The sequence below is a fragment of the Pantoea sp. ME81 genome (assembly GCF_903970985.1).
GTDB classification, from domain to species: Bacteria; Pseudomonadota; Gammaproteobacteria; order Enterobacterales; family Enterobacteriaceae; genus Pantoea; species Pantoea communis.
Map to the genome: position 1 here is coordinate 12,972 of NZ_CAJCKS010000045.1, position 22,514 is coordinate 35,485.

21 protein-coding genes are annotated in these 22,514 nt (G+C 54.8%); 15 read left to right on the plus strand and 6 right to left on the minus strand.

Annotated elements, in window-relative coordinates:
* Positions 1–121: 121 nt before the first annotated feature.
* Complete coding sequence (locus H7A81_RS10765) at positions 122–946, plus strand: alpha/beta fold hydrolase (protein WP_182057475.1); 825 nt, start codon at positions 122–124, stop codon at positions 944–946.
* A 127-nt stretch (positions 947–1,073) separates the two neighbouring features.
* On the opposite strand, the gene treF is transcribed toward H7A81_RS10765, so the two are convergent.
* Positions 1,074–2,732, minus strand: a complete 1,659-nt coding sequence (gene treF / locus H7A81_RS10770) for an alpha,alpha-trehalase TreF (protein ID WP_182057487.1) — start codon at positions 2,730–2,732, stop codon at positions 1,074–1,076.
* Positions 2,733–3,049: 317 nt separating this feature from the next.
* Positions 3,050–3,904, minus strand: coding sequence for an SDR family oxidoreductase (locus H7A81_RS10775; RefSeq protein WP_182057476.1), 855 nt, complete (start codon positions 3,902–3,904; stop codon positions 3,050–3,052).
* Between the two features lie 101 nt (positions 3,905–4,005).
* Here H7A81_RS10775 and H7A81_RS10780 point away from each other — a divergent pair, with 101 nt between their 5' ends.
* Positions 4,006–4,377, plus strand: a complete 372-nt coding sequence (locus tag H7A81_RS10780; RefSeq protein WP_182057477.1) for a helix-turn-helix domain-containing protein — start codon at positions 4,006–4,008, stop codon at positions 4,375–4,377.
* Between the two features lie 84 nt (positions 4,378–4,461).
* On the opposite strand, the gene yghX is transcribed toward H7A81_RS10780, so the two are convergent.
* The gene (yghX, locus tag H7A81_RS10785) at positions 4,462–5,352 is read right to left on the minus strand and encodes a YghX family hydrolase (protein WP_097118080.1); all 891 of its coding nucleotides are present in this window, start codon (positions 5,350–5,352) and stop codon (positions 4,462–4,464) included.
* A 568-nt stretch (positions 5,353–5,920) separates the two neighbouring features.
* Between yghX and H7A81_RS10790 the strand changes: the two genes are divergently transcribed.
* From H7A81_RS10790 to H7A81_RS10805, 4 genes are all read left to right on the plus strand, one after another.
* Positions 5,921–7,336 (plus strand): cytochrome ubiquinol oxidase subunit I, encoded by a 1,416-nt coding sequence (locus H7A81_RS10790; protein ID WP_182057478.1) that lies wholly within the window; start codon positions 5,921–5,923, stop codon positions 7,334–7,336.
* 2 nt (positions 7,337–7,338) lie between these two features.
* Positions 7,339–8,343, plus strand: a complete 1,005-nt coding sequence (cydB, locus tag H7A81_RS10795; protein ID WP_160833030.1) for a cytochrome d ubiquinol oxidase subunit II — start codon at positions 7,339–7,341, stop codon at positions 8,341–8,343.
* A gap of 1 nt (position 8,344) precedes the next feature.
* The gene (locus H7A81_RS10800) at positions 8,345–8,509 is read left to right on the plus strand and encodes a DUF2474 domain-containing protein (RefSeq protein WP_064511324.1); all 165 of its coding nucleotides are present in this window, start codon (positions 8,345–8,347) and stop codon (positions 8,507–8,509) included.
* 256 nt (positions 8,510–8,765) lie between these two features.
* The gene (locus H7A81_RS10805) at positions 8,766–9,632 is read left to right on the plus strand and encodes a helix-turn-helix domain-containing protein (protein ID WP_034823295.1); all 867 of its coding nucleotides are present in this window, start codon (positions 8,766–8,768) and stop codon (positions 9,630–9,632) included.
* A 193-nt stretch (positions 9,633–9,825) separates the two neighbouring features.
* On the opposite strand, the gene H7A81_RS10810 is transcribed toward H7A81_RS10805, so the two are convergent.
* Positions 9,826–10,200 carry a hypothetical protein gene (locus H7A81_RS10810; RefSeq protein ID WP_182057479.1) on the minus strand — a complete coding sequence of 125 codons (375 nt, stop codon included), beginning with the start codon at positions 10,198–10,200 and terminating at the stop codon, positions 9,826–9,828.
* A gap of 149 nt (positions 10,201–10,349) precedes the next feature.
* On the opposite strand from H7A81_RS10810, the gene H7A81_RS10815 reads away from it, so the two are divergent.
* The 3 genes from H7A81_RS10815 (at position 10,350) to H7A81_RS10825 (ending at position 12,258) form a co-directional block, all read left to right on the plus strand.
* Positions 10,350–10,793: a heme-binding protein gene (locus H7A81_RS10815; protein WP_160868809.1), complete on the plus strand. Its 444-nt coding sequence runs from the start codon at positions 10,350–10,352 to the stop codon at positions 10,791–10,793.
* A gap of 52 nt (positions 10,794–10,845) precedes the next feature.
* A complete protein-coding gene (locus H7A81_RS10820) occupies positions 10,846–11,628 on the plus strand; it encodes a siderophore-interacting protein (RefSeq protein ID WP_182057480.1) in 783 nt (260 codons plus the stop codon).
* A gap of 90 nt (positions 11,629–11,718) precedes the next feature.
* Positions 11,719–12,258 carry a PadR family transcriptional regulator gene (locus H7A81_RS10825; RefSeq protein ID WP_182057481.1) on the plus strand — a complete coding sequence of 180 codons (540 nt, stop codon included), beginning with the start codon at positions 11,719–11,721 and terminating at the stop codon, positions 12,256–12,258.
* Between the two features lie 70 nt (positions 12,259–12,328).
* Here H7A81_RS10825 and H7A81_RS10830 read toward each other — a convergent pair whose 3' ends face one another.
* Complete coding sequence (locus H7A81_RS10830) at positions 12,329–12,616, minus strand: SelT/SelW/SelH family protein (protein WP_182057482.1); 288 nt, start codon at positions 12,614–12,616, stop codon at positions 12,329–12,331.
* Between the two features lie 230 nt (positions 12,617–12,846).
* Between H7A81_RS10830 and H7A81_RS10835 the strand changes: the two genes are divergently transcribed.
* Genes H7A81_RS10835 through H7A81_RS10855 form a run of 5 tightly spaced genes read left to right on the plus strand, consistent with a single transcriptional unit; the run spans position 12,847 to position 18,876 of the window.
* Positions 12,847–15,216, plus strand: a complete 2,370-nt coding sequence (locus tag H7A81_RS10835) for a TonB-dependent hemoglobin/transferrin/lactoferrin family receptor (protein WP_182057483.1) — start codon at positions 12,847–12,849, stop codon at positions 15,214–15,216.
* A gap of 50 nt (positions 15,217–15,266) precedes the next feature.
* The gene (locus H7A81_RS10840; protein ID WP_182057484.1) at positions 15,267–16,289 is read left to right on the plus strand and encodes a hemin-degrading factor; all 1,023 of its coding nucleotides are present in this window, start codon (positions 15,267–15,269) and stop codon (positions 16,287–16,289) included.
* The gene (locus H7A81_RS10845) at positions 16,286–17,110 is read left to right on the plus strand and encodes a hemin ABC transporter substrate-binding protein (RefSeq protein ID WP_034823284.1); all 825 of its coding nucleotides are present in this window, start codon (positions 16,286–16,288) and stop codon (positions 17,108–17,110) included. The genes H7A81_RS10840 and H7A81_RS10845 overlap by 4 nt, the downstream gene beginning before the upstream one ends.
* Entirely contained in the window at positions 17,103–18,104 is a 1,002-nt protein-coding gene (locus tag H7A81_RS10850; protein ID WP_182057485.1) for an iron ABC transporter permease, read from the plus strand. The genes H7A81_RS10845 and H7A81_RS10850 overlap by 8 nt, the downstream gene beginning before the upstream one ends.
* Positions 18,097–18,876 carry a heme ABC transporter ATP-binding protein gene (locus H7A81_RS10855; protein ID WP_058959326.1) on the plus strand — a complete coding sequence of 260 codons (780 nt, stop codon included), beginning with the start codon at positions 18,097–18,099 and terminating at the stop codon, positions 18,874–18,876. Before H7A81_RS10850 ends, H7A81_RS10855 begins: the two co-directional genes overlap by 8 nt.
* A 31-nt stretch (positions 18,877–18,907) precedes the next feature.
* Here the strand turns inward: H7A81_RS10855 and H7A81_RS10860 are convergent, their stop codons facing one another.
* Positions 18,908–19,891: an MDR family oxidoreductase gene (locus H7A81_RS10860; protein WP_166932817.1), complete on the minus strand. Its 984-nt coding sequence runs from the start codon at positions 19,889–19,891 to the stop codon at positions 18,908–18,910.
* Positions 19,892–20,439: 548 nt separating this feature from the next.
* Between H7A81_RS10860 and H7A81_RS10865 the strand changes: the two genes are divergently transcribed.
* Positions 20,440–22,514, plus strand: a 2,075-nt coding sequence (locus tag H7A81_RS10865) for an ornithine decarboxylase (protein WP_182057486.1), incomplete at its 3' end; no start/stop codon positions are given.

The following is a 22,514-nucleotide window of genomic DNA, read 5'->3' on the forward strand; positions in this document are numbered from 1 at the left end:
ACAGCTTCGCAGGGCAAAAATCTTTGAACAAGTTGTCAAAATCTCTGCTTTAGGTTTTTGCAGCAACCGAATGTAGTTTGATTGGCAGACACAACATCACTCACTTAACGGAGCAAAAAACATGAGCACATTCAAAGCAAAAGACGGCGTTAACCTGTATTACAAAGATTGGGGCAAAGGACAGCCCGTGCTGTTCAGCCACGGCTGGCCGCTGGATGCGGATATGTGGGATAGCCAACTGAATTTCCTCGCCGAACGCGGCTATCGCGCCATTGCGTTTGACCGTCGCGGCTTTGGTCGCTCTGAGCAGCCGTGGGAAGGTTATGATTACGATACCTTCGCCGATGATATCCATGCGCTGATTGAGCATCTGCAACTGGACGACATCACGCTGGTGGGCTTCTCAATGGGCGGCGGTGATGTTTCACGTTATATCGGTCGCTACGGCACGGCGAAAGTGAAAGGGCTGGTGCTGCTGGGCGCGGTGACGCCAATCTTCGGCAAAACCGATGACCATCCGGAAGGCGTTGAAAAAGCGGTATTTGATGGCATTAAAGCGGGTCTGCGTAAAGACCGGGCGCAGTTTATCAAAGACTTCGCCACGCCGTTTTATGGTGCCAATGCCGGACAGACTATTTCAGATGGCGTGATGACGCAGACGCTGAATATCGCGCTGCTGGCCTCACTGAAAGGAACGATCGATTGTGTCACGGCTTTTGCGGAAACTGATTTCCGCGCCGATATCGCCAAAGTGGATGTGCCGACGCTGGTGATCCACGGCAGCAACGACCAGATTGTACCCTTTGAAGCCACCGGTCAGTTGGTACACGAGATGATCGAAGGATCGGAGCTGAAAGTGTATGAAAACGGCCCGCACGGTTTTGCGGTGACGCATCAGGATCAGTTGAACGACGACTTACTGGCGTTCTTGCAGGGAAATAAATAAGCGCAGGTTGCGTAGCGGCGCAATTTATCGCGCGAATCCAGGGCTGCATCGCCGCTTACAGATGCGCAATAAGCCGCTGCGATAATGACCACCAAAAAGAAAGGGCGCCTGATGCGCCCTTTCTGTTTTAATCCGCCAGCAGATGCCCGTACATCGACATTAGCCTGCGGGTCACACCGTTGGTCCAGCCAAATCCATCCTGCAGTGGATATTCACCGCCGCCACCCGGACGGGCACGATCGCCGCTGATGTCATACTTCTCCACCAGCTTGTGATGCAGCGAATAGAAGTTCTTCACCGTGGTCAGCCAGTTAACGGCAATCTCTGTCGCCAGCGTCTCTTCGCCGTAATGATTCAGACCCACTACCGCCATCCATTGTAGCGGCGCCCAGCCGTTGGGTTTATCCCACTGTTCACCGCTCTCTACCATCGATGTCACCAGACCGCCCTGCGTCAGCAGCAACTGGCGCAGCGCCACCGCCTGCAGATGCGCCTGCTCCGGCGTGGCCAGGCCGAGGAACAGCGGCACCACAGCCGCTGCCGTGAAGGCACCAAAGCGTTCGTCGCGCCAGTTGTAATCACGGTACACGCCTGCGGTGTCATCCCACAGGTAACGATGAATTGCCTGCTTACGCGTATCGGCTTTTTTCTGCCACGCCAGCGCCGTTAGCTCTTCACCTTTGGCGTGTGACAGGGTGGAGATCATCAGCTCCAGCTTGTAGAGAAACGCATTCAGGTCCACAGGGATAAACTGGGTAGTGCGAATACTGGCCAGACGCTGCGGATCGCGCAACCAGCGTGAGGAGTAATCCCAGCCCGATGCGGCACCGGCACGCAAATCGCGATACACCTCATTTGCCGGACGGCTGGACTTGCTGGCGGTTTCCACGTCTTCCATCCACGACTCATCACGCGGCGTGTCGCGGTCATCCCAGTAGCGGTTGAGCAGCGAGCCATCCGGCATACGCACCACGTGGCGATACGCCTGATGTGGCATCAGCTCGCCCGCGCCATCCATCCAGAACTGATACTCTTTCATCAACTGGTCGAGATAACGCTTGGCACCGCGAATCCCATCCTCTTCAAACAGCTCAACCATCAGGGCAAACACCGGTGGCTGTGAGCGGCTGAGATAGTAAGTCCGGTTGCCGTTTGGCACGTGGCCGTAGTTATCGATTAGCCATGCGAAGTTATCTGCCATGTCGCGCAGCAGATCGTCACGCCCGGCATCGGCAAGGCCAAGCATGCTGAAATAGGAGTCCCAATAATAGGTCTCACCAAAACGCCCGCCTGGCACCACATAAGGTTTTGGCAGCGGCAGCAGCGATGAGTGCGGTAAATGCTGTTGCGGCATTTTGGTTAAGACCGGCCACAACTCGTCAATATGTTCCGTCAACGATTTATCCGGATTGGAAACATAAAAGCTTTCATTCACCTGGGGTAAATAAAAATGGTCATGCACGAATTTTTCGAGATCGAATTCGACCGAGCGACGAGTGCGACGATAGCGGATTAATATATCCAGCGGATCATATTTTGGCGCGCAGTCCGGGAATGTTTTTCCATCCGGAAATATGCGCGACATCTGCACGTGCTCGAACAGTTCAAGGTAGCGATCAGCAGGGGTGAGCGCATCTGGCGCGGGCAGACCCTGGATCAGCTCCGGTTCCGGCTCGGAATCCTCCATGCCTTCGCGGATAAATTCGTGAGGATCGTATTGATACCCCAGATCAGCATGGGCTTCGTGTTCCCCGAAAGCTTGACGTTGCTGGTGGTTAGTATTAATAGCGGCCTCCTGAAATTGCCTGGTTGCTCAAAGCACAAATTATAGAGCTTTGAATAGCTGAGACAACAATGCGAAATATCTATGAACGTAATAAATCTTGTCGATTGATCCGGCTTTTTAGTGAATTTACAGCGATTACAATAAGCTATATTTCAGGAAGTGAAAGCAGTGTTTTAAATACTGGTTCAAATCAGTGCACAGAATTATCTGTAAATAAGAAAATCGCCATTATTTGGCTTAAATACCGCGTTTGGCTTTGATCATTTGATGGCATACGAGACGGGAATCAGGCCAGCTCGGGCTGGCCTGAACAGGCATTATTTTGTCAGTGTGGCTTTAATCACCTCGGCATAAGGCGTGGTCGGGCGACCAATCAGTTTGCTCAGCGCTCGGCTGTCATCAAACAGCCCGCCTTGTGCGGCACCGGCATCGGAGTCCGCCAGCAGTTCTGCCAGCGCATCCGGCAAACCGGCGCCTTTCAATGCTGCCTCAAACTCAGCAGGCGGCAGGTTGATGTAATCCACTTGCTCGCCAGACTGTTTAGCAATCTCGGCGCTGAACTCGGCCAGCGTATAACTCTCATCGCCAGCGAGTTCATACACTTTACCTGCCTGATCGTCACGGCTGATCACTTCAGCGGCGGCGGCGGCATAGTCCACGCGAGCGGCCGATGAGATGCGGCCTTCACCCACCGCGCCAATAAAGGCGTGATGCGCCAGCGCTGGGGCAATGCTGGCGGCATAGTTTTCGGTGTACCAGCCATTACGCAGCAGGGCATAGGGCACGCCTGAGGCCTTAAGCATTGCTTCTGTGGCGCGGTGCTCGACGCCCAGACCCAGCGTGGTGGTGTCCGCATGCAACAGGCTGGTGTAAGCGATAAACTTCACGCCCGCCGCTTTTGCCGCATCAATCACCGCCTGGTGCTGCGCTTCACGCTGGCCGACTTCGCTGGAAGAGATCAGCAGGAGCTTATCGACGCCGCTGAACGCGCTTTTCAGCGTGTCTGGCTTGCTGTAATCCGCCGCGCGCAACGTCACGCCCAGCGCTTTCAAATCGTCTGCTTTCTCAGGTGAACGCACTGCCGCAATCACTTCGCTGGCAGGCACTTTCTTCAGTAACTCGTTAATCACCAAACGGCCCAGTTGGCCAGTGGCACCGGTAATCGCAATCATGATGTTCTCCTTCAGTTTGAGCTGGAATGAAATCAGCCTAAGGGATAAACTAACTTTTAGTAAGTACTTACAGATTTGTTAGTTTGGAAGAGGCAGCGTAAATGTCTGAAAAATTGAGTAATAAATTTATCCGTGGCGAGCTGCTTAACGTGAATTGCCCTTCACGCGACGTGCTCAAGCGCATCACCAGCCGCTGGAGCGTATTGGTATTATTAGCGCTGCGCGAAGAAACGCTGCGTTTTAGCGAGTTGCGCCGCAAGATTGGTGGCGTCAGTGAACGCATGCTGGCGCAAACGCTGCGCTATATGGAAGAAGATGGGTTTATCGAACGCATCGCCTATGAAGTGGTGCCACCGCATGTGGAATATCGCCTGACGCCGCTCGGACGTGAAGTTGAAGGGCATGTGATTGGGCTGGCTGACTGGCTGGAAAGCAATGTACACCGCATTGTGAAGGATAACGCGGAGGCGTAGCGGCCTCATGCATCGCGCATCTCCTTGATGTGTCAGCACCTGGGAACACTCGATAAATCAGTCCGCTACGCAAGTTCAGCACTATCAGACGTGCAAATATTTCTCAAACCATCCCAACGTCCTGCTCCACGCCAGCTCTGCTGCCGCTTTGTCATAACGCGGTGTCGAATCATTGTGGAAACCGTGATTCACGCCGGGATAGATATAGGCTTCATAGGTTTTATGGTTAGCTTTCAGCGCCTCTTCATACGCTGGCCAGCCTTCGTTGATGCCTTTGTCTAACGCGGCATAGTGCAGCAGCAGCGGGGCGTTGATGCGCGGCACGTCTTCCGCTTTGGGCTGGCGACCATAAAACGGCACTGCACAAGCCAGTTCGGGGAAGGCCACCGCAGCAGCATTCGCCACACCGCCGCCGTAACAGAAGCCAGTGATGCCCACCTTGCCAGTGCCTTCTTCGTGGTGCATCAGGAAATCAACGGCAGCAAAAAAGTCGTTCATCAACTTAGTGGGATCGACTTTGGCCTGCATTGCACGACCCTCTTCATCATTACCCGGATAACCGCCCATTGAGCTCAGGCCATCCGGTGCCAGCGCGATATATCCGGCTTTCGCCACGCGACGTGCGACATCTTCAATGTATGGATTCAGTCCGCGATTCTCATGCACCACCACCACCGCGCCCACTTTGCCGGTTGCCTTGGCTGGACGCACCAGATAGCCGCGCACCTCGCCATGGCCTTGCGGAGAGGGATAGTGGATGTATTCGGGTTTGATCTCGGGGTCGGTGAATTCAACTTGCTGCGCCAGTGCATAGTTGGGGCTCATGGCGGTAAGCAGGGTGGCACCGGTCATACCGGCGATGGTGAATTTGGCGGCCAGGGTGATGAACTCACGTTTACTGATCCTGCCGTGCGCGTAATAGTCATATAACTCAAGCAGTTCCTGGGGAAAATCCTGTGCGGTAAGACGGGTCATAACCTCTCCTTCGCTGATTAACCGATGGCTTTGCTGCTCTAAAAAAGCACAGCGGGTTAATGCTTGCAAACGCTATGCCGCAAAGCGTTAAGAGTGAAGAGAGCGCGATGCGCTGAGTGCAGGTCTGGAAAAATATATCGTTTGGTATTAAAAACCGGCCATTTTAATTAACAATCGGGATAACACCATATTGTCTGGAATTATTGACACGCCATTTGGTGAGAAAGTTAATTAACCTTTATGTTGTCTGCATTTAATAATAATCAAATGAAGTGCTTAGTTGCTAACGCTGAATTTCTGACTCATGGATTAATAACAATATCGTCACAATAAATGATGATTGTTAACCTTGGGGCTGTCATATCAATCAATTAGTTTCTGATTGAGACAATGATCGCCATCAAAAAACACTGTTATAGTTTTACAGACTTCCTCTGTTTATTTTCGTTCTGGCGTCTTCCCTTTACATTAGTGCGACCTTTCATGCGATAAGACGAAATAACTCCCCGCACGCTGTTGTTCATTATAAGTAAAAATTCCAGTGCACTTTGTGGCAATGAGGTAAGCAATGTTTGGATTAGATGCCTTTCACCTGGCAAGGATACAGTTCGCCTTTACTGTCTCCTTCCATATTATTTTTCCAGCCATCACCATCGGCCTCGCCAGTTTCCTGGCGGTGCTCGAAGGGATGTGGCTGAAAACCCGCAACGAGACCTATCGCGATCTCTATCATTTTTGGTCCAAAGCCTTTGCCGTTAACTTCGGTATGGGCGTGGTCTCCGGGCTGGTAATGGCTTACCAGTTCGGCACTAACTGGAGTGGTTTCTCGCAGTTTGCCGGCAGTATCACCGGTCCGCTGCTCACCTATGAAGTATTAACCGCCTTCTTCCTCGAAGCGGGTTTCCTCGGTGTGATGCTGTTTGGCTGGAACCGCGTCGGCCCCGGTCTGCACTTCTTCGCCACCTGCATGGTGGCGTTAGGCACCATTTTCTCGACCTTCTGGATTCTGGCCAGTAACAGCTGGATGCACACCCCACAGGGTTACATCATCGAAAACGGCGTTGTGGTGCCGGAGGACTGGCTCAGGATCATTTTTAACCCGTCATTCCCGTTCCGATTGCTGCATATGTCCACCGCGGCTTTCCTCGCCAGTGCCTTCTTTGTCGGCGCTTCAGCGGCCTGGCATCTGCTGCGCGGCAATGACAACCCAGCCGTGCGCAAGATGTTTTCGATGGCGCTGTGGATGGCACTGATCGTCTCTCCGATTCAGGCGTTTATCGGCGATGCGCATGGCCTGAACACGCTGGAATATCAGCCAGCCAAAATCGCGGCGATAGAAGGGCACTGGGAAAACAAGCCGGGTGAAGCCACGCCACTGATTCTGTTCGGTGTGCCGGATATGGAGCAGGAGCGCACCAAATATGCGCTGGAAATTCCCTATCTCGGTAGCCTGATTCTGACGCACAGTCTTCAGAAGCAAATCCCGGCACTGAAAACCTTCCCGAAAGAGGATCGCCCAAACTCCACCGTGATTTTCTGGTCGTTCCGCGTGATGGTCGCGCTCGGTTTGTTGATGATCGGTATGGGAGTGATCAGCCTGTGGCTGCGGATGAAGAAGCGCCTGTATCAGTCGCGGCCGTTTTTGTGGTTCTGCTTGCTGATGGGTCCATCGGGACTGATCGCCATTCTGGCGGGATGGATCACCACCGAAATGGGTCGCCAGCCGTGGGTAGTATATGGCGTGCAGCGCACCATTGATGCGGTCTCCGCCCATGGCAATCTGCACATGAGCATCAGTCTGATGACGTTCATCGTGGTCTACTGCTCGGTGTTTGGTGTCGGCTATCACTACATGATGAGCCTGATTAAACAAGGTCCAGTGACCGGTGAAGGTAGAGAAGTGGCGCACGGTGGCCCGGGCGAGCAACACACTCCGGCTCGTCCGCTGTCAGCGGCCAATACCCATAAACGTGGGGAGCAATAATTATGATCGACTTTTCTATCATCTGGTTCGCCATCATCGTGTTTGGCACCCTGATGTATATCGTGATGGATGGCTTCGATTTGGGCATTGGACTGTTGCTGCCGTTCAACAAAGATCCGATCGAGCGTGACATGATGGTCAACACTGTGGCGCCAGTGTGGGATGGTAACGAAACCTGGCTGGTGCTGGGTGGCGCGGCGCTGTATGGCGCATTCCCGCTGGCCTATTCGGTGCTGCTGGATGCGCTATCGATCCCGTTAACCGCGATGCTCATCGGTTTGATTTTTCGCGGCGTGGCGTTTGAGTTCCGCTTTAAAGCTACCGAAGAGCATCGTCCGTTTTGGGATAAATCGTTCATCGCCGGATCGCTGCTGGCGACCTTTAGTCAGGGCGTGGCCGTGGGCGCCATTCTTAATGGCTTCCCGGTATCAGGCCGTGAATATGTCGGTTCAGCAATGAGTTGGCTGGCGCCGTTCCCGCTGTTCTGCGGTGTTGGCTTAGTGATTGCTTATGCACTGCTGGGCTGCACCTGGCTGATTATGAAAACTGAGCACGACCTGCACCGCAAAATGTCAGCGCTGGCCACACCGCTCACCCTGACGCTGCTGTTGGTGGTTGGCATTATCAGTGTCTGGACGCCGCTCACCCACGCGGATATCGCGCAACGCTGGTTCTCACGTCCCAACCTGTTCTGGTTCCTGCCGGTTCCGCTACTGGTGGTGCTGTGCTCGTGGGGGATTGTGCGCGCCATCAAGCGTGAGGCGCATTACTCACCGTTTCTTTTGACGCTGGCGCTGATTTTCCTCGGTTTTTCCGGTCTGGGCATTAGCATCTGGCCAAACATCGTACCGCCGTCGATCACTATCTGGCAGGCCGCATCTCCGGCCAGCAGCCAGGCGTTTATGTTGGTGGGCGCTTTACTGATTATTCCGGTGATTCTGGGTTACACCTTCTGGAGTTACTACGTGTTCCGCGGAAAAATCAAAGCCGATGAGGGGTACCATTGATATGCCAATCCAGGTCAGCAAGATGAAAGACAGGGTAACGCCGTCGCCATGGTGGAAGCGGGTGATGTGGCTGGTCATCATTTATGGCGCAAGCGTGCTGGCACTGGGTGTGGTGGCATCACTGTTTCGTATGATGATGAACGCGGCAGGCATGCATACGCACTGAGTCTTCACAGAGACCGGTTTCGCAACAGTGTGCACCCCGTTACAAAAATTGCGTGAAGGTCGCTGGTAATAGCGACCTTATTCACATTATCGCAGTGCAAAAATTGACCCTAAAACGTTAGTAACCTAAGCAATTAATGCTTTTCCCGCCTCGCTGCCTTTACTCTTCCTTACGTAAGTAATACGTTTTTGTTATATTTATGTGACTAATCGCGCAAATTCATTACCTTCACACTTATCACTCGATTGAAAAAATCATGCTCAGCCTGAATCTTAAAAAACAGTACATCAACGATCTGGTGGACTGGATAGAGGCGAATCTGACCGATGAGCTCAATATCGATCTGATTACCCTGAAATCTGGTTACTCCAAGTGGCACATGCAGCGCATGTTCAAAGAGATGACCGGCCAAACGCTGGCCTCGTATACGCGCAAGCGTCGCCTGACCATGTCAGCGATGGCGCTGCGTTTGACCAGCATGCCGCTGATCGATATTGCCGTGCGCTTTGGCTTCGATAACCAGCAGAATTTCACGAGGGTATTTAAAAGCCACTTCTCCATGACGCCCGGCGCCTATCGTCGTATCCCGGACATGCTGATGAAGGATTTCCACAGTCGTATTTCCACGCAGCGTTCGTGGGTCAACGCGCGTCTGGCCGAGAAGCCGGAGTTGCAGCTGTGTGGTGAAGTGATTGAGTGGGAGTGCCGCTTTGGCGAGTACATCGATCATCATAATCAGGTGGTCGCGCAGCATACCCGCGATTTTGTCCGCTTTGCCGGTAAACATGTCAGCCGTGGCTGGCTGGGCTTCCAGTTCAGTCCGGGAGTGAATTCTGCCGATCAGCAGCACATTAGCTTGTTCCAGGCACTGGAGAGTCAGTATGCCGATGTGCTGCCGCGCAATGTGCAGAACTGGACCGGCGAGAGTGGTTTATATGCGGAAATTGACTGGCACGGTACGCCGGAAGAGATCAACGCGTTTACCGCCGAGATTTACTACAACCACTTGCCTGCACTGGGTGTGGCGCGCCGGGCAGGTAAAGACCTGCTCAAGCTGGATCTGAAATACAGCACGCCCGATTTGCTGCAGGGCACTTTCTATATTCCGGTCTCCACCTGCTAATGCATAAATCGTGCGGTTATCTGTGACTAACCGCACGATTTTATAAAATATTCGCCGTAACTGGCGTAAAATCCTTCATTGAAACCTGATTGGCCGCGTAAAACACCAGCCGCCACACATCAGGCTGGATAATCACCTGCATTCCTGGTCCGCTCTGGACCGCTAAAGTGAAAAAGAAAAAATTATGCGACTTTTACCGTTGTTCCTCATGACAGCGCTTGTGGCGTTTTCCTCGCTGGCAAGTGCACAGATGGCTGAGCCTTTCTCTCCGCCGGGCGGCCTGCATCCTCATCAGACTCACTGCCAGCAGCATGAAATTGTGGGTGATAACCCGCTGCCGCAGCACAGCCAGGATGACAATAGCTTCGTCAACTGCAGTCACCATCAGGCCTGATTTCACCTCCGTTTTACCGCGCTTTACTCCGTTAATATCGATGACACGCCGCACGTTTGTTGCGGCGCGATCGTTGCTTGCTGTTGTTCGCGAGTCGAACTCAATTCCCTGTGCGGGAGAACTCGCTGCGGTGCTCTCCTGAAACCCCTTCAGCGTTAATACCTGCCAAGCCACACCGAAAATTCTGCAACTTTTCCCAATAGCATTTTTCGGCATTGCATCGAAGATATATCATAGCTATTCTTCCTGACGTCAGATGAGAATGATTTTCGATAACGTTTGATTCATGCGCGGACTTCTGACGTCCGGTACGGGGCAAAATTATGGATAAACAATCAGCATCGGCCAGCAGTGCGCTGGCAAACCCTTGTCACACCATCTCTTTGGCAGCTGCTCGCGTGGTGATTAACGCCGCATTTGAGGCCGCAGCAGAATTCGGCTGGCATATCAGTGTGGCCGTGGTGGATCGTGCGGGCGAATTAGTGAGCCTGGATCGCAGCGACAAGGCGATTGGCATCAGCCCGACGGTGGCGCTGGGCAAAGCGCGCACGGCAGCACTGCTGCGTGCACCGTCAAAAGAATTTGAGACCTTCATCAACGCTGGCAGCCCGAGTTTTCTGGCCACGCCCGGCGTCACCCCGCTGGAAGGCGGTATTCCTTTATGGCTTAACGGCGAAGTGATTGGCGCGGTTGGCGTGAGCGGGGCGCACGGCGCTAACGACTCACAGGTCGCGGAAATGGCCGCCGAAGCACTGGCAATCCTTTAAATACACCGATTGGCAGGGACGTCAGCATGATGTATCTGCCTGGAGAGAACACTTGCAAAAAAACACTAACGATCGCGCACCGAAGCGCGTACGCAACGAATTACGTTTCCGTCATATCACCGTGGCGAGCAAAACCTTAATCGCCGGTGAATTCTGGCGCATCGAGTTTACCGGCAGCGATCTGGCGGGCTTCAATTCGCCATCGTTCGACGATCACATCAAAGTGTTCTTCCCGGACAACGCTGGCAGTGCTTTGGCCTTGCCGCAAATGACCGAAGAAGGGATCGTCTGGCCTGGTGGCGTACGTCCGGCGGCGCGTGACTACACGCCGCTGGCGTTTAACGGTACGGATTCCCTGACGCTCGATTTCTATATTCACGATGGCGGCGTGGCCAGCAGCTGGGCGAATGAGGCAAAACCAGGTGATCAAATCGCCATGGGCGGCCCGCGTGGCTCCTGTGTGGTGCCCGTGGATTATGCTTGCCAGATTTACGTGTGCGATGAGACCGGCCTGCCAGCCTTTAAGCGCCGTTACGCTGAGATGCAGGCGCAGCAGATCCATCTGCTGGCCTACGCCGATGAAACCACCGGACGTGATTACCTCGGCGATCTGCCGAATGTGCAGGTGACCTGGCTCGGCAGTGGCAGTATGCAGGTAGATAACCTCGGCCTGCTGATTGCAAAGCTGGATCAAATCTCACTGCCCACAGAAGAGTATTTCATCTGGCTGACCGGTGAAGGTGAAGCGGTGAAACTGCTGAGCGACTACTTCACGCAACGCCGTGGTGCGCACACTGATTTCGTACGCGCGGTGGCCTACTGGCATCAGAAATAACTGACTTCGCCGCGCCCGCTGCCGCCTGTGTTGAATTTTGCCAGGCGGCAGACTACTATCAACCTCCCTTAATTGACCTCAGGGAAGGCAATGAAACAGCAGCGGGATTTTCCATGGCAGTCCGATAATGCACAACGTGCAATCTGTGCAGGTGCGCGTAAAAAGCGCCGGGAAAGGATGCTGGATGCCAGTGATATCCGCCTGTTGATGATGCATTTCCTCGCCAACGGTTCTGCGCATGGCTATGAGCTGATCAAGTCAGTGGAAGAGCTGTCCAAAGGGGAATATTCCCCCAGCCCTGGCATCATCTATCCTAACCTCACTTTGCTCGAAGAGATGGATGCGATCCGCGTGGTAGATGCACATGCATCGCGTAAAGCCTACGCACTCAATGAAGGTGGTCGCGCATTATTAGCCGAGAACGGCGAGAATATTGCCAATATTATTGAGCGACTGACTTCGCTGGCGATTCTGGTGAATAATCGCAGTATTCCGGAAGTCGAGCAGGCGATTCATCATATTCGACACACGCTGAATCATCGCTTATCCCAGGAAGATATTTCGCCTGAGTCGCTCGAAATTGTGATTAATGCACTGAACGAAGCGACAGAAAAAATCGCCAGCAGTTAACGCTCGCAGGCATTAGCGTTGTCATGATTTGTTAAGAGCGCACCTAAGTGCGCCTCAAACGCCATAATCTCTAGGGCTTCTTCTTATCCACGTGCCCTAACTCGCGATCCGGCCAGCAGAAATCACGCACGCGCTGTTTCAGCGCGGCCGCATCCGGGAATCCGCCTTCCTGTTTACGCTCCCAAATCACCGTGCCATCAATCGAGATTTCAAACACGCCGCCGGTACCAGGTTTCAGCGTCACTGCGCCTAAATCTTCGGCAAAAGTGTGCAGCAGTTCCTGCGCCATCCACGCCGAACGCAGCAGCCAGTTGCATTGAGTGCAGTAGTAAATCGTCACAGCCGGTTTTTGCGACATCAGGCGCCTCTTCTTAATTATTGATTATAAACAAGTTAACAAAATGTGCGGTCTAAGATACATCTTAGTGTAAAGTTTATTGATAATGATTACCAATTGCATTACATTCCTGACGAAATTATTTATTACATAAAATAAGTCCACACATTTTACGGTTTATTAACGCTTTTCGCGTTTTTTTGGCGGCAATCCAGTGAGCGAATACTAACAATTAACCAGGTATTTCGCGCATGTCTTCACTCTTTCAGGGAATGACCCAGCAACGTCTGTTTAAAGTTGCGATTTTGTCTTCCGCTATTCACGCCGCTTGCAGCTATGCAGCCAGCGATAACACGACACTTGCTTTATCTTCTGACAAATCCACCAGTGCAGAGCCGGTTATGACGGTAACTGCGCCGAAGCTGGAGAAACAAGCCGGTAGCAAAAGCACCATTACCGCCGCCGATATGCAGCGGGATGGCGGCAATGATTTCGGTACCATCATGCGTTACGAACCGGGCGTGACGGCAACCGGAGCGAGCGGCGGCTCTTCAGCAGGTAAAAGTGGCTTCGATCGCGCGGGCTACACCGGCTACAACATCCGTGGGCTGGAAAGCAACCGCGTCGATATCAACGTTGACGGTGTTTCTCTGCCGGATGCCACTGGCCGTAGCTACGTCAGCCGCGCTGGTTTGGATACCTTTGGTATTGGCCGCGATTACATCGACCCATACATGTTTGGTCGCGTGGATATTGATAAAGGCGCGACTTCAGTCTCTCAGGCCAACACCGCGATTGGTGGTGCGGTATCGTTCCGCAACAAGACGCCAGACGACTACTTACATCCCGGTAAAACCACCTACTTTGGCTACCAGAGCGACTTCGATTCCTCCAACCGCAGCTGGCACAACGGCATCACTGCCGCAGCAGGCGATCAGGAACTGCGCGGTATCTTTGTTTACAGCCGTCGCGATGGCCAGGAAACGCAAAACAATGATGCGAGCCGTGGCGCCTATCCTGCCAACTGGCACTCTGACGCACTGCTGGGCAGCGTGGTGTGGGAGCCGAATGACGCGCACAAAATCACCGGTACCGCCGATTTCTACCATAAAACCAATCACACCCATTACGACAGCTGGGATACTTCAGGCAATACCGTATACGGCACCGCACAGCAGCAGAGCGATACCCGTCGCTTCGGCCTGAGCCTGGCGGACGAGTACACGCCTTACAACGACTTCATCGACAGCCTGAGCACGCGTGTCTACTGGCAGCACACCGAAGCGCATGACAACACCTATATGCCTTCGAGTGCGTCAGCCTATGAAACGGTTTACTCGGACTACAACACTGACAGCTACGGCTTTGAAACCAACCTGGCTAAAACGCTGGGTCGCCATGAGCTGACTGCGGGTTTGAATGGACGTCTGGAAAAAACCGAACGTCCATTCCGCCAGTCACCGACGCCAAGCACCTACAGTGTGATCATGCAGCCTGAAGCAGACAGCCGCAGCTACACGCTGGGCGGCTTTGTGCAGGATAAGATCAACTTCGACCTGGATGGCCACAACTTTGCGGTGGTGCCGGGCGTACGTGTGGCTTACCAAAATACCAAGCCTGATAACCTCAGCAGCCTGACCAGCGGCAGCACCGTTCTAACCGAATCAGAAGTTGAAACGCTTTATGGCTCAGGCAATAGCGATACGCAGGTTCTGCCATCACTGGCATTCCAGTATGAGCTCACGCCAACACTGATGACCTATCTGCAATACAAGCGCGGCGCACAATTCCCGAACGCCAGCCAGCTGTATGGTTCATGGAACCTCGGTTCCAGCTATGCGGGTAGTCAGCAATATGCGCTGATTGGTAACCCGGATTTGAAAACCGAAACCAGCAACAACTTCGAATGGGGTCTGAAAGGACAGCCGACCGAAGGCGTGGTGATGAACACAGCGGTTTACTATAACGCTTATAAAAACTTCATTGCCTATAACCGTTACACCCGTGCCGGTAGCCCGGAGAAATTCACCAACGTTCCGAGCAACATTTACACTACTTATCAGTCAGAGAATCGCGATAAAGCCTATATCTATGGTGCTGAGTTGAGTGGGAAAGTGAATTTCGGCACCTGGTATCAAGATGTGCAGGGCCTGAGCGCACGCTTCGCCTTTAGCTACAACGAAGGTAAATCGAAGTCGAGCTACCTCGGTGACCGTTATGTCGATCTGGAGAGCGTACCGCCAATGAAAGCGGTGCTGGGCCTGGGTTGGGATGCGCCGCAGAACGAGTACGGTGCTGCTGTGACGGCTACCTTCGTGAAGGGCAAAAAAGCCACGGCGACCAACCGCCAGAGCTATACCAATACCGGTTCTGCACTGACCGATTCCACCACCGATTACGAGCGCGTGCCGGGTTACGGTATGGTCGATCTGACGGCTTATTGGCAGGTGGCTAAGAACGTCAAGCTGAGCGGTGGCGTGTATAACCTGACAGATCGTAAATATTGGGATTACCTGAGCAGCCGCGAAATGACCAGCGATACCGCACAGGATCGCAACGATATCGCACTGGCAACTCAGCCAGGCCGCACCTTCCAGCTCGGTGTGAACGTCGACTTCTAATCATTTTTTCGCCCTGCGTTCGCGCAGGGCCTTTTCATGGAGCAAGAGCAATGAACCCACGTTACGATCACTATCTGGCGCTGAAGGGCGAACATCCGAAGAAGTATGCCCGCGATCTGGCCGCTCTGATGGGCATTGGCGAAGCACAGCTGTGTGAAGCGCGCGTCGGCCAGGATGCACAAGCGTTAAAAGCAGATTTCCCGGCGTTGCTAAAGGCACTGGAAGCCGTTGGCGAAACCAAAAGCATCACCCGCAACGAATATGCGGTGCATGAGCAGGTCGGCAAATATGAGAACCTGCACCTCGGCGAACATGCCGGGCTGATCCTTAACCCACGTGCGCTCGATCAGCGTCTCTTCCCGGCACAGTGGCACAGCGCCTTCTTCCTGCGTGAGCAAACGGCACGCGGCGAGCGTCAAAGTATTCAGATCTTTGATCGCCACGCGGATGCGGTACTGAAAATCTACACCACTGACAATACCGAGATGGCGGCATGGGATGCGCTGATCGCCGAATTTACCGTTGAAGCCGCTGCGGCACTCGATCCACAACCTGCCGCCGTACCAGAACACAGCCGCGCCATTGATGCCGATAAAGTGGAAGCCGAATGGCGCGCCATCACCGATGTGCATCAGTTCTTTGGCTTACTGAAGCGCCATAATATCTCTCGCCAGCAGGCGTTTCACGCGGTGCCGGACGATCTGGCGCGTCAGGTCAGCAACGATTCGCTGGCTCAACTGCTGGAGCAGGCGCAGCAGGATGGCAACGAAATCATGATCTTTATCGGCAACCGGGGTTGCACGCAGATCTTCACCGGTGCGGTGGAGAAGCTGATGCCGATGGACAACTGGGTCAACATCTTCAACCCAACCTTCACGCTGCACCTGATGGCGAACCACATTGCCGAGAGCTGGGTGACGCGCAAACCGAGTGGCGATGGCTTTGTCACCAGCCTCGAACTCTTTGCTGCCGATGGCACGCAGATCGCGCAGCTGTATGGTCAGCGTAGTGAAGGTAAGCCAGAGCAGGCGCGCTGGCGTGAGCAGGTCACTGCATTGGGAGCGACAGCATGAAACGTCTGACGCTGTTATTGCTGGGCGCGCTGGCACTGCCGGCATTTGCCGCTGAACGGGTGATCTCTATTGGCGGTGACGTGACGCAAATCATCTATGCCTTAGATGCACAGGCCGATCTGGTGGCGCGCGACAGCACCAGCCAGCATCCAGCGCAGGCTAACAAGTTGCCGGATATCGGTTATATGCGCCAGCTTAATGCCGAGGGCATTCTGGCGATGAAGCCTACGCTGGTGCTGACCAGCGAGCTGGCGAAACCGTCGCTGGTGTTGCAGCAGGTCGAGAGCGCTGGCGTGAAAGTGGTGGATGTCACCGGCAAAACCAGCCTCGACGCCATCCCGGAAAAGATTGCCACCATCGGTAAAGCATTGCACCGTGATGCCGAAGCGAAGGCGCTGATTGAGAAAGTGAACAAGCAGCGCGCGCAGATTCCCCAGCAGCCACTGCCAGTCAAAGTGCTGTTTGTGATGGCGCACGGTGGCATGCGCACTCAGGCAGCTGGCAACCAAACCGGCGCTGATGCTGCAATCCGCAGTGCCGGTCTGGTCAACGCCATGGCGGCGATCCCGCATTATCAGCAGCTGTCACAGGAAGGTGTGGTTGCTGCGGCACCGGATCTGGTGGTGGTCGGTGAAGATGGTCTGCGCACCCTCGGCGGCGAAGAGAAAATCTGGTCGCTGCCCGGGCTGGCGTTAACACCTGCAGGCCAGCATCACGCCTTGCTGGTGGTCGATGAGATGGCCATGTTGGGCTTTGGTCTTGATACGCCGGAGACCATCGTGAAGCTGCGTAAGGCCGCCGAAGCGGTAAAACATGACTAACACCGTCGTGATGCGCTGGCTGTTATTGATGGGCATCAGCATGGTGGTTTGCATGCTGATGGCCGCCAATTTTGGTGCCATGCCGCTGTCGATGCGCACGCTGTTCCATGCACCGCTCAGCGATATGGCGTGGCAAATCTGGCTGAACATCCGCCTGCCGCGCGTGTTACTGGCGGTGTTGCTCGGTATGGCATTGGCAGTCTCTGGCGCGGTGATGCAGGGCCTGTTCCGCAATCCGCTGGCCGATCCGGGTTTGCTTGGGATCAGCAGTGGAGCGGGGCTAGCAGTAGCGGTTTCGATTGTGGTGCCGCTCAGTTTGCCGCCGTTGCTGGCGCTGTGGCTGCCATCGATTGCTGCGTTTATCGGTAGCCTGGTCGTCACGCTGCTGATCTTTAGTTTCAGCCGGCTGGCGCTGGGGAATCTGTCACGTTTGTTGCTGATCGGTATTGCCATCAACGCCTTGTGCGGTGCGGCGGTGGGTGTGCTCTCCTGGCTCAGTAATGATCAGCAGTTACGCCAGCTGGCGCTGTGGGGGATGGGCAGTTTGAGCGCGGCACAATGGCCGAGTCTGGTGGTGTGTGCTGTACTGATTCTTCCTGCGTTGATTGCCATCCAGTCACGTGCGCGTCGTCTTAACCTGCTGCAACTCGGTGAAGAAGACGCGCATTACATGGGGATTGATGTGAAGCGCACCCAGCGTGAGTTACTGGTGCTGAGTGCGCTGCTGGTGGGCACGGCGGTGTCGGTGAGCGGGATTATCGGCTTTGTCGGATTGGTGGTGCCGCACGTGATGCGTTTCTGTGTCGGGAGTGATCATCGCTGGATGTTGCCGGGTTCGGCGCTGGCGGGAGCCATCTTGCTATTGCTGGCGGATACGCTGGCGCGCACGGTGGTGATCCCGGCGGAAATGCCGGTGGGATTGATCACCAGCCTGATCGGTGGACCATGGTTTCTCTGGCTGATTCTGCGTCAGAAAAGGGGGATGAATGAGTGATTCAATGCAGGCTCGCGGCCTGCGCTTTAGTCATGGCACGCGTGCGCTGATTGATGATGTCTCTATTACCTTGCAGCCTGGTGAGATGATTTCCTTAATCGGCCCCAACGGCGCAGGCAAGTCCACGCTGTTGCGACTGTTAACTGGGTTTCTGGCGCCTGAAGCGGGGGAGTGCTGGCTCGGCGATCGCCCGTTAAACGATTGGCCGCGTGAACCGCTGGCGCAACGTCGTGCGGTGATGCGCCAGCAAAACAGCGTGACTTTTCCGCTGCCTGCTGAAGAGGTGGTGGCGATGGGCCGTGCGCCCTGGCCTGCCAGCAAATCCAAAGCGGTGATCGAGGAAGTGATGCAGATTACCGGCAGTCTTGAACTGGCGAAACGCGATTATCGTTCGCTCTCCGGTGGGGAACAGCAGCGCGTGCAGCTGGCGCGAGTGCTGGCGCAGTTATGGCATGATGATGGCCCGCGTGGCTGGCTGTTTCTCGATGAGCCGACTTCAGCACTCGATCTGTATTGGCAGCAGTACAGTTTGCGATTGCTGCATAAACTGACGCGTAACGGCCGCTTTAGCGTCTGTACCGTGCTGCACGATCTCAATCTGGCGTCGCTGTGGTCCGATCGCATTCTGCTGTTGCATCAGGGCAAGCTGGTGGCGCAGGGTTCACCGCAAGAAGTGATGACGGAAACTACGCTGACGCGCTGGTATCAGGCGGAACTGCACGTGGTGATGCCGCAAGAGCAGGGCAGGCCGCAAATTCAGCTTCGGGCGTAGAAGTGGGGCGCCATTGATGGCGCCCAAAAAGTTACCGGCAATCGACAATCAGACGGCCACGGACTTCGCCCGCCAGCAAGGCTTCAGCACCTTCACGTGCTTCACTCAGTGGAATCACTTTGGTCAACTGCTCCAGCAGTGCGCCATCCACCAGTTCAGCCAGACGCTGCCACGCTTGCTCACGCAACGGCTTAGCGCACATCACGCTATCCACTCCGGCTAACACCACGCCGCGCAGGATAAACGGTGCCACGCTGGTGGGCAGATCCAGGCCTTGCGCCATGCCGCACGCAGCCACCACGCCATCGCGCTTGATGCCCGCCAGCACGTTGGCCAGCGTATGGCTGCCGACGCTATCAATCGCCGCAGCCCAGCGCTCTTTCGCCAGGGGTTTGCCGGGCGCACTCAGTTCAGCGCGATCGATAATCGAGGAGGCGCCGAGGGTGTTGATCAGGTAATCGCTGTCACTGGCACGTCCGCTGGAGGCCACCACGTCATACCCTAAACGGGCCAGCAAACTGACGCTGAAACTGCCGACGCCGCCGCTGGCACCCGTCACCAGCACCGGACCCTGCTGCGGCGTGATGCCCTGTTTTTCCAGTGCCAGCACGCACAGCATCGCGGTGAAACCGGCGGTACCAATCGCCATGGTCTGCAACGGGCTTAAAGCCGCAGGCACTTTCACCAGCCAGTCACCAGAAACGCTGGCCTTCTGCGCCAGTCCGCCCCAATGCTTTTCCCCCACACCCCAACCGGTGAGCAGTGCCACATCGTCCTGCTGCCACTCTGGATGGCGGCTGCTGATCACCCGACCGACAAAATCGATGCCCGGTACCATCGGGAATTGGCGCACAATCGGCCCTTTATTGCAGATGGCCAGCGCGTCTTTGTAGTTGAGGGTGGAGTAGCTGACTTCGAGGGTGACATCCTGATCGGGCAACTGTTGTTCCGACAGATCCTGCAGGGAAGTGCGGTATCCCTGCTCATCATTTTCAATGACTAATGCCTTAAACATGCAGCCTCCGGCTGATTGAGGAAAGTGCGGGCCATATTACTCCTCTGGAAACAGGGAGCAACACGAAGGCGGACACACCTTGCATAAATTCGCATAACATAAAGATATTTAAGCGTTTTTATCACTCAATGATTTGATATTCACTTATTAATCAGATGGTTGCTGAATGTTGCCTATGCGTATCAATCTCGTTGCAACGGGTTGTTCCAGTAAAAAAAAGATGCCATCATTGCGCCGCAGTTTTCCACTGATTCCATCCACCCTGAGGACGCCGCCATGCTCGGTACAATGCGCTTTTGCACTTGTCTCCGTTCGCTTTACGATAAGCGGCCCTCCGTCATCTGTTGTTCGCAATTCTCGCTCACCATGCGGTGAGGCCAGCTTAACGCGCTATGCTGTTGGACATGACTAAAGACAGACGCGATCTGACTTTACTGATGTCTATCGGTTGCGGCGGTTGATCCGCCCGAAGACGTTATTCGCCGGGGAATTTTCCTCATTGCTGTGCCACTGGCACCCACTCATCCTTCATTACGGGGATTTGTGTTATGAATCCATTGAAAATTGCTGCCAGCGTTGCGGTAGCGCCAAGCCTGAGCCTGAACACCGCGCGTGATGTGGTGACACTCGACAATACTGATTTTACCGATGTGGCGGCGGTGGTCGTCTCACTGGCGGATACACGCAGTGGCGTGTTAACGCTGTTGCGCCAGACCGGTTTTAATCTGCCGGTGTTTGTCGCCAACGCGTTCGATGAAGAAGTGCTGAAGCTGCCGGGCGTGACCGGGGAAATCAACGGTGCACCGGAAGAGTGGGAAGCGCTGGAAGAAGCCGCGCAGGCGTATGAGTCTGACCTGCTGCCGCCGTTCTTCGATACCCTGACGCGCTATGTTGATATGCAGAACAGCACCTTTGCCTGTCCGGGCCATCAGGGCGGGGCGTTTTTCCGTAAGCATCCGGCCGGGCGTCAGTTCTATGAATTCTATGGCGAGAACGTGTTTCGTTCCGACATGTGCAACGCCGACGTCAAGTTGGGCGACCTGCTGATCCATGAAGGTTCGGCCAAGCATGCACAGAAGTACGCGGCGAAAGTGTTTAACGCCGATAAAACCTATTTCGTGCTGAACGGCACCTCCAGCGCCAACAAAGTGGTGACCAACGCCATGCTGACGCGCGGCGATCTGGTGCTGTTTGACCGCAACAACCACAAATCCAACCATCACGGTGCGCTGATTCAGGCGGGCGCTACGCCGGTGTATCTGGAAGCGGCACGTAATCCGTTCGGCTTTATCGGCGGCATTGATGCGCACTGCTTTGATGAAGCCTACCTGCGCGAACAGGTGCAGAAAGTCGCGCCACATCGCGCCAAAGATCAGCGCCCGTTCCGCCTGGCAATTATCCAACTTGGCACCTATGACGGCACCGTCTACAACGCTCGCCAGGTGGTGGATCGCATCGGCCATCTGTGTGATTACATCCTGTTTGATTCGGCGTGGCTGGGCTACGAGCAATTTATCCCGCTGATGGAAGGCTGCTCGCCGCTGACGCTGGAGCTGAACGAGAACGATCCCGGCATTTTTGTCACCCAGTCGGTGCACAAACAGCTGGCGGGCTTCTCGCAGACCTCGCAGATTCACAAGAAAGACAACCACATCCGTGGCCAGAAGCGCTTCTGCCCACATAAGCGTCTCAACAACGCTTTTATGCTGCACGCCTCAACCAGCCCATTCTATCCGCTGTTTGCCGCGCTGGATATCAATGCGCGCATGCACAAAGGTGAAGCCGGACGCAGCATGTGGCACGAATGCGTCACCATCGGCATTGATGCACGTAAAGCGATTCTGGAACGCTGCGAGATGATTCAGCCGTTCCTGCCGGAGAAAGTGCACGGCAAGCTGTGGCAGTCGGCGGAAACCGAGGTTATCGCCGCCGATCCGGCTTACTTCAGCCTGGCGCCAGGCGAGAAATGGCACGGCTTTGAGGGTTACGCCAGCGAGCAGTATCTGGTCGATCCCTGCAAGCTGCTGCTGACCACGCCAGGCATTGATGCCGCCAGCGGTGAATACACCAGCTTCGGTATTCCGGCGACTATTCTGGCGAACTACCTGCGCGAGAACGGCATTGTGCCGGAGAAGTGCGATCTCAACTCCATCCTGTTCCTGCTGACGCCAGCGGAGAACCCGGAGAAGATGGCGCATCTGGTGGCGATGCTGGAGCAGTTTGAACACCATGTGAAAGAGGATGCGCTGCTGGCTGAAGTGCTGCCGAGCGTCTATCGCAAAAACATCGAGCGCTATAAAGGCTACACGCTGCGCCGCCTGTGTCAGGAGATGCACGATCTCTACGTCAGCTACGATGTGAAAGATCTGCAGAAAGCGATGTTCCGCGAAGCCTGCTTCCCGAAAGTCGAAGTGAATCCACAGGATGCGCATCAGGCTTACATCCGGGGTGAGGTGGAACTGGTGGCAATTGCGCAAGCTGAAGGGCGCATTGCTGCCGAAGGCGCATTGCCTTATCCACCAGGCGTGCTGTGCGTGGTGCCAGGCGAAGTGTGGGGTGGCGCGGTGCAGCGTTACTTCCTCGCGCTGGAAGAGGGCATCAACTTGTTGCCGGGCTTCTCACC